Origin of the sequence: Chryseobacterium sp. RU33C, from assembly GCF_900156015.1 — a bacterium.
Classification (GTDB): Bacteria; Bacteroidota; Bacteroidia; order Flavobacteriales; family Weeksellaceae; genus Chryseobacterium; species Chryseobacterium candidae.
Window position 1 is genome coordinate 256945 of sequence record NZ_FTMT01000003.1, and the last position, 13225, is coordinate 270169.

Annotated in this window: 17 protein-coding genes; 1 reads left to right on the forward strand and 16 read right to left on the reverse strand. The window is 31.7% G+C overall.

What is annotated here, in order from left to right:
* Positions 1-287: 287 nt before the first annotated feature.
* From BW946_RS04615 to BW946_RS04680, 14 genes are all read right to left on the reverse strand, one after another.
* Positions 288-791, reverse strand: a complete 504-nt coding sequence (locus BW946_RS04615) for a DinB family protein (protein ID WP_076595032.1) — start codon at positions 789-791, stop codon at positions 288-290.
* 32 nt (positions 792-823) lie between these two features.
* Entirely contained in the window at positions 824-1207 is a 384-nt protein-coding gene (locus tag BW946_RS04620; protein ID WP_076595033.1) for a 5-carboxymethyl-2-hydroxymuconate Delta-isomerase, read from the reverse strand.
* Between the two features lie 130 nt (positions 1208-1337).
* A complete protein-coding gene (locus BW946_RS04625; protein WP_076595034.1) occupies positions 1338-2948 on the reverse strand; it encodes a serine hydrolase in 1611 nt (536 codons plus the stop codon).
* Between the two features lie 99 nt (positions 2949-3047).
* Entirely contained in the window at positions 3048-3827 is a 780-nt protein-coding gene (locus BW946_RS04630) for a hypothetical protein (protein ID WP_076595035.1), read from the reverse strand.
* A gap of 3 nt (positions 3828-3830) precedes the next feature.
* Entirely contained in the window at positions 3831-4334 is a 504-nt protein-coding gene (locus BW946_RS04635) for a hypothetical protein (protein ID WP_076595036.1), read from the reverse strand.
* Between the two features lie 12 nt (positions 4335-4346).
* Positions 4347-4862: a hypothetical protein gene (locus BW946_RS04640; RefSeq protein ID WP_076595037.1), complete on the reverse strand. Its 516-nt coding sequence runs from the start codon at positions 4860-4862 to the stop codon at positions 4347-4349.
* Between the two features lies 1 nt (position 4863).
* Positions 4864-5223 carry a hypothetical protein gene (locus tag BW946_RS04645; protein ID WP_076595038.1) on the reverse strand — a complete coding sequence of 120 codons (360 nt, stop codon included), beginning with the start codon at positions 5221-5223 and terminating at the stop codon, positions 4864-4866.
* 61 nt (positions 5224-5284) lie between these two features.
* Complete coding sequence (locus tag BW946_RS04650) at positions 5285-5827, reverse strand: hypothetical protein (RefSeq protein ID WP_076595039.1); 543 nt, start codon at positions 5825-5827, stop codon at positions 5285-5287.
* Between the two features lie 69 nt (positions 5828-5896).
* Positions 5897-6538, reverse strand: a complete 642-nt coding sequence (locus BW946_RS04655) for a hypothetical protein (RefSeq protein WP_076595040.1) — start codon at positions 6536-6538, stop codon at positions 5897-5899.
* A gap of 68 nt (positions 6539-6606) precedes the next feature.
* A complete protein-coding gene (locus tag BW946_RS04660; protein WP_076595041.1) occupies positions 6607-7575 on the reverse strand; it encodes a hypothetical protein in 969 nt (322 codons plus the stop codon).
* Between the two features lie 59 nt (positions 7576-7634).
* Positions 7635-8111, reverse strand: a complete 477-nt coding sequence (locus tag BW946_RS04665) for a hypothetical protein (RefSeq protein WP_139325963.1) — start codon at positions 8109-8111, stop codon at positions 7635-7637.
* A gap of 84 nt (positions 8112-8195) precedes the next feature.
* A complete protein-coding gene (locus BW946_RS04670) occupies positions 8196-8855 on the reverse strand; it encodes a DUF2461 domain-containing protein (protein ID WP_076595043.1) in 660 nt (219 codons plus the stop codon).
* A gap of 92 nt (positions 8856-8947) precedes the next feature.
* The gene (locus tag BW946_RS04675; protein WP_076595044.1) at positions 8948-9358 is read right to left on the reverse strand and encodes an SMI1/KNR4 family protein; all 411 of its coding nucleotides are present in this window, start codon (positions 9356-9358) and stop codon (positions 8948-8950) included.
* Between the two features lie 19 nt (positions 9359-9377).
* Positions 9378-10553, reverse strand: a complete 1176-nt coding sequence (locus BW946_RS04680; protein ID WP_170872052.1) for a T9SS C-terminal target domain-containing protein — start codon at positions 10551-10553, stop codon at positions 9378-9380.
* Between the two features lie 424 nt (positions 10554-10977).
* Between BW946_RS04680 and BW946_RS04685 the strand changes: the two genes are divergently transcribed.
* Positions 10978-11406 (forward strand): CBS domain-containing protein, encoded by a 429-nt coding sequence (locus tag BW946_RS04685; protein WP_076595046.1) that lies wholly within the window; start codon positions 10978-10980, stop codon positions 11404-11406.
* Positions 11407-11634: 228 nt separating this feature from the next.
* On the opposite strand, the gene BW946_RS04690 is transcribed toward BW946_RS04685, so the two are convergent.
* A complete protein-coding gene (locus BW946_RS04690) occupies positions 11635-12057 on the reverse strand; it encodes a hypothetical protein (protein ID WP_076595047.1) in 423 nt (140 codons plus the stop codon).
* A 555-nt stretch (positions 12058-12612) separates the two neighbouring features.
* Positions 12613-13173, reverse strand: coding sequence for a hypothetical protein (locus BW946_RS04695; RefSeq protein WP_076595048.1), 561 nt, complete (start codon positions 13171-13173; stop codon positions 12613-12615).
* Positions 13174-13225: the final 52 nt, after the last annotated feature.

A 13225-nucleotide genomic window follows, 5' to 3' on the forward strand; every position in this document is an offset into this window, starting at 1 on the left:
CCACAAAACTTATCAACATGATCTTGTATTATGGAAATTTTGCGAAAATTTATATTTATTGTAAATTAAAGAAATACAGGTAATTATGGATAATTTTTTAATTCATTAAAAAGTTATCCATAGTTTATCCACAGGGGTATATTCAAGGATGAAAAGTTATCCACAGATATTTTGAAATGTGGATAACGGTTTGTTTTTGATTTAAATTATTTTAAATCAATGATTTAATAGTATTTAAGTTGATGATGTGAAATTCTTTATCAGACTTATCCACAAATTGATTGGTTTTATTGCTGATCTTTGTAAATATTCCAGAAATTAAAATCGGTCATGGGTGCATCCGTGATTCCGATATTTCTTCCCATTGTTACAATTTGTCCTCTGTGATATGTTCCGTGAAGAATAGCATGCTGGATATATTCGTATTTTGAAAAATTGCACTGAAACCATTGGGATTCTATCTTTACATTTTTTGCAAGATCTTCTTCAGATAAGCTTTCCACATAATCCACCAGTTTTTGAGAATTGTTTTTTATCGCATTAAAAACATCTTCTTTACTGCTGGTGTCTGTTGTTTGGGTAAAATCAAAATCATTATTCTCTGAAATATGGCTCCACCAGTATTCCTGGGTCTGCCAGATATGATGCAGGGTTTTTAAGATAGTCGGGAAACTGGAGATTGTCTCCTGATTCAGCTGTTCGTCAGACTTTGTGGATAACCAGTCAATGTATTTATTGACTACCCAGTTGTTGTACTGTACGCTTTTGTTGACTAATGTTTTTAGGCTCATAGTATTAATATTTTGTAGGTTTTAAGAAGGTGCTATAATCCGAAATGCCGGTCTTTATTAATGTTTTCAGGATTGATGAGTGCTTTGTTGCTGTAGGTTGCTGCTTCAAAATCACTAATGTTTACAGAAAGAAAAGAAATATCAGGCAGCAATTCTGAAAGCCGGATACTGATTTGTTTTGACAGACTGGCTTTTTGTTCTGTATTTCGTTCCTGCATGATGTACCCGAATACATGAAGAAAATTTTTTTTGCCTTCCCTTAATCTGTAATACTGATAAGGCTGGATTCTTATTTTGATATCATTGGGAGCAAACAAACCAGTAGCGCCAGCCACTCCGTAAACGGCATCCATCAATTCATCGGGAATTCTCTGCTGAAGAATATCCTGTGAACAATCTATAATAAAATGAGGCATAGACTATATTTTGTGGTTTGATTTTGTGTGAGATAAAAATAATAAAAATATTAATGAATAGTTAAAATAAAAAACCACTCTTAAATAGAATGGTTTGAAAATGTGTATTTTTTACTTTATGAATGTGATTTTACGGATTCGATTTTTGGATGCTGTATTGTGGTTTTATGGCGTTGGTCATGTCAAGAACAATATCATAAATTCCATCTTCATGGATTGGGAAATCATAAGCATCAAAGGCAATACTTTTATTATCATTATTCAGACCAATGCTGTATCCCCAGTCATTATTAAACCTGAATTTTAAATTACCTTTTTTCAATGTATAGTTTTTCAGAAAATAAATATTCGGATTTTTAAGATCTGTCTGTAACGGAATATCTTTTCCTTCCCAACCGTTTGGAGTGGCGTTTCCAATAATTCCCCACGTAAGAGTATTGGTATTTCTTTTCGCCGTTTTTACAGTTCCGTCCCAAAAATGAATAACAACGGTATTTATTTTTCCATTTTGATCCGGTTGGAACGTACAGGTGAATTTTTCATCCAGCTGAAAAGATGTTTTGCTTTTTGGCAATAAGGCATTTCTTGGATAGCTGCCTTCTTTGAAAACAAGTTGTCCATCGTTACTGGTGATATAAAAATTTGAATTTTCTGTGGAATAAACACCTTCCAGCTTTTTTAAATCCTCGGCACTCACTTTTGCAATGGCCGGAATGCTATATGGTTTATTGTACAGTATTTTTTCTACCTGAGGAATAATAAAATCGGAGTGCGAAAGTTCTGAATTGGAAATTACAATCACACAAATATCATCATCCAGAACTCTGTAATATCGGCTTCTGTAACCAGGTCCGCCACCATCATGGCCAACCCTTTTTTTATCAAAAGTTGTAGAGATCTGGAAACCTAAGCCATAGTGATCTTTAAGATAAGGTGTAAAAGCTTTTTCTGTGGTCTCTTTTTTAAAAAGGGTATAGTTTTTTAACGCTTCATTAAATTTAAAAAGATCTTCTACCGTAGAATACATCGCTCCGGCAGCAAAAGGATGATCGGTTTTGAAGCGCAATGCTTCGTTAGACCTTTTAGCTGATAAAAATTCATATCCAAATGCCTTGTTTTCATCCGTTACATTATTGAAATTGAATCCACTATGATTCATTTTCAGAGGTTTCAGGATATTATTTTCTATGACCTGATCATAATTCAGACCTGTAACTTTCCTAATGATATAGCCGAGAATATAATACCCGGAATTGGAGTAATCCCAGTCCTTACCAGGGGAGAAATTCAAAGGTTTTGCAGCAATATATTTTAAAAATGTTTCTTCATCTATCGTGTATTCAGAGTTGGTATCATTGGGAATTCCTGAAGTGTGGGAAAGCAGCTGGGCAATGGTAATGCTGTCACCTTTTGGAAAGTCAGGATAGTATTTGGAAAGTTTGTCGTTTAAAGATAATTTTCCCTGTTCTTCTAACTGAAAAATAACAGTTGTCGTGAACATTTTTGTGGTGGAGAAAACTCTGTAAAGACTGTTATTGGTATTTTTCTCTTTTTTAGGAGCATTTCTATAGCCGTAGCTATTTTCAAAAATAATTTTTCCTTTTTCAGCAATCAAAACAGAACCACTGAACAATCCTGCTTTTTCATATGTTGAAAATAACTGTTTCAGTTTTTTGGATTTTTGTGAAAAAAGAGGATGTACCGCAAGCATTAAAACGATACAGGTGAGAATAGGTTTCATGTAATTTTTTTAAATAAGACACTTTTAAGTGTGATGATATTACATGGGGTTTTAAAAAATATTTACAACTGTATTTTCGTAAGTTTTCCTTCAAGTTTTTTAATCTAGTGGATCAAAAGGAATTTTATTTTCATCGATAAGTTTGTTTTTAAATTTCTCTGAGTAAGTGTGAGCAAATTTTTCTTTTTCATTTTTGGGAATCCGGAAATAAAGATCCATTCTTTCGTCACATGCATCACCATCCATATCTTTTTCATTATCTTTGTATCCTGGTCTCTCAACAACTTCCAAATAATGAACATAATGTCTAAATTCATGTGGCAAAGTTCTATAAAGCTGAGTATTTCTAATATTTTGAGGTTGGAATTCTGCTATGAAATTTCTTTTTGTTTCCGTAAAAGTATGACCATCTGTTTTTAACCTTTCAAATTCCTGTTGATTTTCTATTGTCTGTTTCTTTGGCCATGATAATTGTTTTTTCAAATCAATAGCGTCTAGAATGATGGCGGGAAAATATTCATTTTCGAAATTGTAACTATAAATTAATCTTCCCCACACTGGCGAAAGTATTTCTTCCTTTCTTTTGGGCTGCCTTAAAATGATATACTTTAATTCTCCATAATCATTTGCAGGGATATTTTCTATAATTTTTTGAATGTCATTGATGGAGCAAGAATGCATTGAATTTTTACGGGTATTTTCAATTATAAATACAAATTCATGATTGTTGATAAGCCGTACTTCTTTTCGATAATCAGTGAGCTTTTCATAAAAAGATTTGAGATCTCCATAAGGAGAGGAAATTGTCAATTTATTATTTTGACCATGTCCCTGTTTTTTTGTGCCAATATTTCTATTTCTTCGGGTTGGATTATACATTTTTTAATACCACATTTTTTTTATTTGATCTGTTATTTCATAAGCTTTGGTGTCGGTGATCCAATCTACAACTCTTATTTCGTTGCGATTTTGTATAAAAACAACAGAATAGGTTGAGCCACTCAGAGAAAAGTGATAACGAACCCCGAATTTATATTTTTTTATCTGAAAATCTTTTATCTGAATCTGATCAATTTCTTTTTTTGCATAAATTTTTGGGCTTGCAAATAACTTGTTTTTATATCGTACTGTTATTTGTTCTGGCTCAATAATAAGTATTGTTTTTCCAAAGGTATTCCATAACCAGATATACAAGAATAGTATAAAAAATGCTGCAAGGGGAGCTGTAAATGAAATATAATATAAAATAAAAAAGAAACCTTCCTCCTGAAGGCTTGTAAGAGGAATAATAATCAGGATAATAAAAGTAAGTAGGAGCAATCCTAAGCTCAATATAATGGTTACAACCCAGTTGGTTTTATTTTTTATTTTAATGGTGATGGGCATAATTATCAATCTTTAAGCAAGTCTTTTTTCATATAACTTTGTTTTCTCAAGCCCGAAATTATTAATCCTAACCGATAGCGAATCCAGTTCCCAGGTAGGAAGATTCGAGGAAAGTTGATCTGTTAATTTTACTATTCCTGGGGTTACCTTATGATCAAATTCATAATATTTTTCATTGGTGATTATTTCCAGTCCGGATTGTTTTTTATCAAACGGAGACGGAATAATGAAAGAATATACAGATATTATTTCATCCCATTTTATAAACTCTGTTTCCTTATTTTGCTTGAAATAAAATCCATCTTTTGTGTATTGAAAGATACCATCAAATGTATGCAGGCTATCCATTTCCTTTTCAAATGTATCATAACCTTTTTCTTCAGGAGAATAGAGTTTAGCAATGGAAAATACAAGAACAACAAAACAAAGAAAAATAATAGCAAATGTTATTTTTTTGTCATCATAAACAGGGTATTTGTAAAGTGTAAGAACTAATACCAGGGATGTAGCTGCAATGATTTTTTTCATGTTATATTTTTTTAAAGTACTTCCCTTTGAACTGATAACGGATTTTCTTTTCTGTAATTTTAGAATTTTCAATATACAGCCCTTTTGGAGAGTTATCTGGCTCAAACATACCTCCGTTCATAGCGAATACTAATTTTTCTTGTTTAGCCTGAACATCATTCTTCAGATGATCAAGACTTTTCAGAATTTCCCCTTTATTATTTTTCCAATACAACCGTATATTTTGTTTCTCAGGATTTACCTGATAGGCAACAAAACGGTTGTCCTCCTTTATTTTTTCTGTACAACATATACAAAAGAAAAGCAGGATATAAAGAAGAATATGACAGATTATCTTTGGAGTAAAGCTTTGATTTTTCATTTCAATAAAGAAATAATTTCTTTGTTCATGATATCGTTTTCAATTTGATGTTTTTATTATTCTATACATTAAATAGTTCGGTTATTTTTTGATACAGATCATTCAGATATTCATTATGAGGGGCGCAATTGCCATTGCTCATTTTTAACAGACTGTTTTTCTTCATTGCATAAATAAATATTCCATTTCCGTCTGTACAATTTGAAGGAACATCATAATTGTTATTGAGCCAAAAATGATTTTCAGATAGTAATTTCATGAATTGTACGTATTGTTTTTGAGTTAAATTTTTCTGTACAAGAATGGTAAACAATGAATTTCTTTTTTCACCTGTCTTCTGATCGTATTCACTTGTATATATTTTCTTTTTGACAAGAATATATTTGTGTCCTTTTTTTTCTATCCTGAGTAAATGATTATCTCGAAATGCAGACCATTTGAAAAACTGATATACTTCATTATTTTCTTTAAAGGTCGATTTATCAATACATTCTAAAGGTTTTTCTTTAAGGTTTTCAGATAAGTATTTACATATATTGTCATTGTTCTGAGCAGTAAGAAGATTGAATATAAAGGGTAGAATGAATAATAATGCTTTTTTCATAGGTTAAATTTTAAACAAATAAAGCCGCTCTTGTAACGGAACAGCTTTCAATATATTGTCAACATCAGCTTATCGATAAGGCAAATTGATTTCTTCAATTTTTGTTCTCAAATCTCCAATGGTAAAGGTTTCTGAATTACATTGGAATTCAGGAATATCGTGCTTGGATAAGAAATCATTTAAATCATCACAATTTTGCAGAATATTAAATTCTTTATTGTCTAAATCTAAAACAATTCCTTTGGTTTTCCCATTGATAGAGTAGGTAAGAGGACTTAATGCTCCCAAAAAAGCCTTGGACCATAAGCCTTTCATATTTTCTTCAAAATAAATGAATCTTCCATAGTTTAAAACTTTGCAAAATCTTGAATACTGGTCAGGATCATATCCATTGTCTTTCTTGTTGGTATATTTCCGATAAGTCTGAAAATACATTTCTCCTTTATGCGAAACAGCTAATGGAATTTTTACTCTTTTATTTTTTTGTTTGAAATAAAAGAATGCTTTTTCCGGCAGATCAAGAGAATCACATTTCTGGCAGGCTTTGAAATACACTTCTTCAGTTGAAGATGGTTTTTTATTTAAAACATCTTCCAGAGTCATATAAATACCTTCCGGAAAATCTCCTTTCTTGATGGATGGATATTCTTTTTCTTGTGCTGTTACTATGCTGGAAATAAAAAGAAGAGCAAATAAAATATACAGTTTCATGGGTTTTGTTTTTTCTCAGCGGCTAAATTACAAATAAGTAGATAGCGAAAATAGAATAAAAAGAAAGTTTATTCGGTTTCGTTGTAAGAATTAACCTTATAAAGCAGCTGGAACTTGATGGTATCTTTTTTAGAATTCGGATATTTTTCTTCATTTACCTGTTTTTCGAATTCTTTCATAATTTCCAGATCCAGATCATCTTTAACTGCAAACTGAATGTCATTTTTCTTTTTTCCTAATTCAAATTGGACCATTATTTTTCCTTCCCTTTTGGAATTTTTAAACAATTTCTCAAATATCTTGTTGGTTTTGTCAATAACAGACTTAATATCCTCAATGGAAGAATTCGCCTTTAATTCAGAATCACCGGTCAAAAATATGACCTTTTCCAGTTTAGTTTCTCTGTTTCCTTTATCGGTAACATACACTTCATTGCCATTTTTATAGGTTTTAATTGTTCCTTCCGTTGTATAGGTTCCGTTATCAATAGGATTATTGTAAGAGTTTTTATACGGGAACTCATCAAGCCAGAATAATGTCTGATTTTTTTTCAGAAAGTTTAAAATATAACGCTGGTTTTCGGTTTGCAGAATGAATAAAGGCTCTTCGATGTCAAATGAAATGGTAGACCAATAGTATTTTAATTCATCTTCATTGGCTTTTCTAATCTGATAATTTCCAGAAACTTCTTTCTTAAATTCATTCCATATCTTTTTTGAGTCATCCGGTTTCTTGGCCATTTTCCCCTCAATTTCCACATCATCTATATAGAAAATCAAACTATCAGGAATACTTTTTAAGTTTTCTATATTTTTAAATCTTTTCCACAGAGTTGGTCCTATAATTAAATTATTTCCCAGTACATCATAACTGTTGGTATTGGTAAGGCTTTCGGTAAGTAATTTTTTTACTTTTTCGTTGATTTTATCATCTGCATAATGATAAACTATGCCATTGGGAATGGTTATTTTCTCCGTGATTTGTGCTTTGACAGCATTGACGAAGAATAAAAAAATGAGAAGAATTTTTATTTTCATGTTTTTTTTAATTGGGTAACATAAAAAAAAGAAATCTGATTTTTTCTGTGTCCTGAATATTATTGTGTAAACTGTAATGTATGAATTGCTTTTAAAAGTTCTACCTGACTTTCTTTTTTCAGATTTGTACCATATAGATTGAATCTGATTTTTCCTATTGATCCAGTCTTGAGGCTGTCAATATAAACTCCTGTTATTCCTTTTCCCACTTGTTTGGGCTCTAATATTTTTACCTTGTACCCATCAATTTTTTTATAGGTTATTTTACTTTTGACAAAATCTTCTCTATTTACATTTTTATCAATGACAATAAATTGTGTTGTATCAGCCTTTGGATTCACTGCTAGAAGTTTGTTGAAATCTTTTCTGTTAATAATCGTGACATTTTCTTCTAATGTATAGGAATAAGGTCCGTAATCATAAAAAATCGAATCATTATTTTTTGTAATGATAATTCCGGCATTACTATCATATGCACCCAGTTTCAACTTGCTCCAGTCTTTAGGAGCCTGAAGTTTAAAACTGCGAAAATCCATGGATTTTGTTTTCTGAGAATTCTTAGAACAACCAAATATTATGAAAGAGGTAAAAATGAATAAGAGCATTTTTTTCATGACTTTTTAAAATAAAGGCTCTCCGTTCAAATCCGTGGTCAGAATTTCACTCATATAATCAAAAAAAGGTCTCATGGCAAGTAAGGTTTGCAGTGCTTCTTTTTGAAAATTGTCTGATAAAACCTCCTTGTCTGTAAATTTCCGCATTACAACAAATTGCTTTTTCCGGATTAAATCTATAGACGGATGATTTTTATCAAAACCTCGCGGAGCTGTTTTTACAGCATCACCTTTGAGTTCTCCAAAATATTGTATAAAAGTCTTATCTGAGATAATTTTTTCAATTTCTGAGCTGCTGATTTCAAATTCTTTACGGATACGAAGTAAATCTTTGGCTTCCGGACCCCAAAAACCGCCTCCTACAAAACTGTTGCCGGGTTCCAGCTGAATATAATATCCGCCTCTCAACATGGGTTTCGACCGCGAATATCCAACGCCAAAATTGGTTTTATAGGGTGTCTTGTCTTTGGAAAAACGAACATCATTGTAAATCCTGAAAATATGAATTCCCTTAAGCTGGTCATGCTCCTGAAGTTCATGATAGATCTGAGTAAAAAAAGCTTTGTTTTCTTTTACAATGACATCGTACTCGGATTTATGTTGGGCAAACCATTCCCGGTTGTTGTTTTCTTTTAAATGGGTGAGAAATTCAAATGCTTTTTTCATAAAAGTGTAGGAATTTTTTATTTAATGATAAGTCAAAATAAAATAAGTGACAAAGTTGATCCTACAGAATGTTTATCTGTAAGTAATTGATCTCAATACAGAATATCTGCATCTATATGGATAAGAAAGATTGCTTCAGAAAAAGTATTTGCTATCTTCACAGGCATTTCATCTGTATTTTTAAATATCCCGTTTTTCCCTTTTACAAAACCGATATGATGCGCGTTAATCATATAGTCTGCAAATACAATGAAACTCTTATCATTTTCATTATGATATTCCTCCAGAATTCTTGCTAGTGGCCAGATAGAAAACATATTTTTTGTCCAGTCCCAATCTGCAAATCCATCCAGATTTAAATAAAATTCTTTAAAATCATCAGAAAAATGAAAATCAATGATTTCTTCGAATACTTTTATAGCTTTCCGTGTTGCGGGTGGGCTAAGCTTTATATTTTCACTTGCCCATTTCTCTTTAATTTTATCAATTCGGAGATGTATCATTAAGAATATTTAGGAGATATTATCTGTAAATTTTAATCTGCTGTAAAACCCCTTTCTCATTTTTAAAACTGAAAATATAGTTTCCGGGTTTTACTCTGGATAAATCTATCGTTTTATTATAGTAAGCAAAACCTTTACTTATTTCCCTTCCATCTAAAGAGTAAACGGTAAATTCAAATTGATTGCTGTTATTTTTATTGCTGATGATAAAGCCATCTCTTTGTGCATTGGTATACACTCTTGTTTTAGTTTCATGATCTTCACTGGCTGTATCTGAAGAGAGGGCATTCTCAGTAATATCGGCTGCCTGTATACTTTTAATAGCTGATTTCGTTATAGACGTTGTACTTCCGCCGAGGATGTATAATTTATTGTTATATACCTCCGCTGCGGCGTGTCTTCGGGGAATCATATTGGATGATAGCTGATGGAATTTATGGGTTGTTGTATCAAAATAGGCCAGAAAAGTCTGATTATTGTAACCCCCGGCAATAAAAATCTTATCACCGGATACCGCTAATGAATGTCCGGATATCCCGGCAGGCATCGTAAATTGATCGGTCCACAGATTGGTGTTGAGGTCATAAACATTGATCAGGCGGGATGAGGTGCCGTTAAAACCACCAATAACATAAAGCTTATCGTTCACTATTTTGCCTTTTGCTTCTCTGGCGGTGGGCATATTAGGTAATGGATGCCATGTATTGGAAGCAATATCGTAATATTGGAATCTGTTAGAAAATACAGTAGTTGCAGCGCCGTTGAGTCCGCTGCCACCAAACACATATATTTTGCCATTATGAATAGCAGAACCTGCATTTCCTGTATAGGAACGGTTAACAGCTCCTTTCGTTACCTTATGCGTGGCAAGGTCTACAATTTCAAGATGGCTGTTTCCCCAACCGTTAAAAATATAAATTTTATTATTGTAAGTCTCCGAATTAGCAAATTTTTTGGGACTGAGAGTAGCAGTGAGAACACTCCATTTATTATCGGTAATATTATACTTTTCAATATAATTGGCAGTACCTCCGCTTTCCTGATATCCATTGATCACATAGATATTATCATCCACAATAACACTGGTTGAAGCACCTCTGCCCACAGACATATTGGCGAGACTTTTAAAGTTAAGCGTTTGTGCATGGGCGAGCAGTGAACTTAAAAATGACAGGAATAATAATTTTGTTTTCAATGGCATGCGTTTCAGTGTTGGATTCTGTTTAACTTTCTTTCAGTGATTCAGGTTTATTTTTAATACCGGTTTTAAGCGAATATTTGTGGTTTAAAGATAGGAAAAAGTTGAAGAGAATTACCATATGCTTTTGGTCAGGCAGAGATATTTTCCTGCAGCATCAAGATCTGCTTTGCCTGCATGTAAAAAACAGGTTGATTTTTGGTAAGGTATTGAAAATGATTTATTAAAATTAGAAAATCCTTTAAAAAATCACAAAAATGCAACCATGATATTTAACATATCATACAACGGGAAAAATTGATAAATATCAGCCGTAATTGTATGATAAGGCAGGTGTTTCTTCGCTAACTTTGAGTATGAAAAAGGGATTTAGGGTTCGTTTTTCATTGTTAATTTTCACAATAATCTAAACAAAAATGGTATGAAACAAAGAGTTCCAATTTCCCAAATTATGACCAAAGAACTGATTACACTTAATCTTACACAATCATTGTATGAGGCTGAAAGTTTATTTAAAAAAAATAAAATCAGGCATATTCCGGTTGTAGAAAATCAAAAGTTATTAGGAGTATTAAGTTATAGTGATCTATTAAAAATCAGCTATGCGGATGTAGAACAATCGGATGATGCGGAAGATGTTCCTGTGTCAGCAGTGGTATACGACGTATTTACTATTTCGCAGGTGATGACAAAAGCTCCTCTCACTGTAAATCCTGATACTACCATAAAAGAGGTAGCAGAGATTTTATCCGAACATAGTTTTCATTCTGTTCCGGTGGTAGAAAATGGTGACCTAAAAGGTATTGTAACTACTACAGATATTTTAAAGTATTTATTGCAGCAGTATTAAATGGATCAGTATTCACTTTAAATGCCCATTTATACTGAGTTCCTTAAATTTTCCAAATTCAGAGTAATTGAAAATTGCATAGGTATAAGAACCCCGAAGTCCGGACTTCGGGGTTCTTATTTTTTTAGAGGCTGTTGAATGTTCCCCGCTGCTGCACGAATCCTTCGTGTGGTTATCATATTATAAATTAAAAATTCTAATAATATAAAATCATGTTAGCAACAGTTATTATTTTAATTGAATTTCAATCTTTTTATCTTCCATAAATAACTTTATCCAATTCGGATTTTCATTATTTCCTGGAATGCATTCGATTAAACTTTTATTATTTTTATAATTTTCTATAGCTTTTTCCCCAAACTTGATTTTCATTTCATAAATTTCATTGCCACCATATCCAATCCAGGCTTTTGTTATGATTTGCTTGTTGTTTTCAATATTATGATACAGTAAAGATTTTGTGTCTTCCGGTAAATGACTTACACCATCACACCAAAAATTCTTAGCATAATATTTTATCTTTTCATTTTCAATGTTGTTAAAATCCAGAGACCATTCTAAATGACTGCAAAACTCTAAATTAAACATTGGTTCATTAAGATTATAATTAAAAGCACCACAATTTGGACACTCAATATATTCTCCATTCAATTTTTCAAATTCACATTCTGCACATCTGCCGTTTCTATTGTTTAAATGTTGAATAATAATTTTTGCTTCTTTTTTGTCTAAATTGAATTCGTCAATTATTTTTTTTCAGTAAATACTTTTAAATCGTATTGCATCAAAATATAAAGATCAAGCTTTTGTTCTTCAGAAAAGGTTATGGTAATAACTTCATTTTTACATTTGTTGCAATTAACTTTCATTCTTAATTTTTTTTTTTGTTACAAACATCCAAATCTAGAATATTAAATTAACATGAGAGAGTATCTATAAGTTCAAATTTGAATAGAGAGCATTTGAACAAAAATTGTTCTTTTAGAATAGGTTTTATTTTTTCCCTTTCCTTGCAAGAAGAAGGTACGCTGCTTCAAGTATTTTGATCAGATGAATATATGGGCTTATAATGTCCCTTTCTGGTAGTTTGTCATAGATGCCCACTGCTACCGCACGAATCCTTCGTGTGGTTATAGTATTATAAATTAAACATTTCAATAATATAAAAAAATTAAGCCACAGGATACAATAGTACGGTAGCTACATTTAATTATTGTTAATTATTTCCTGACTTTCGGATTTTGAAATACCAAATGAATCAGAAACATTCCAGTTTTCACTTTTACTCAAAGTCACATGCAGGATTTTAATTTCCATACCGTTGGTATAATGAAACATTAAAGTACCTTTATTATCAATTAATGAATTTTTACTATACCAAACCAAAAGCCCATTATTGATGGCAGGAAAGTAATATTGTTTTAGTGGAGAGTAATGTACTTCAAACAGACGGTATTCTCCTTCTTTTCTTTTTTTTATATAATCTGAAATCTTACATGGAATGTAATAGCCTCTGTAAGAGTCCTGATAAATAGAAGTAGAAGAAATAATATTAGGGTGAAAAAGAGATATTCTGAGTTCATTACCATGACTCCAAAAAGAAAATAATTTTTCTTCTTCAGTTGCCCATCTGCTATCAAAAATATTATTTACACCGGTAATAAATAATTCTCTTGGTTTCCAGAGCTGAACATATTTTCTGATGATTTTTTCACAGTTGGCAATGAAAGTAGAATCATCATTTTCATCTTTGGTTATAAAATCCATTATTTTATGTTGAATGAAATGAAATTAGTGAAGTACTTATACCAATTTTATT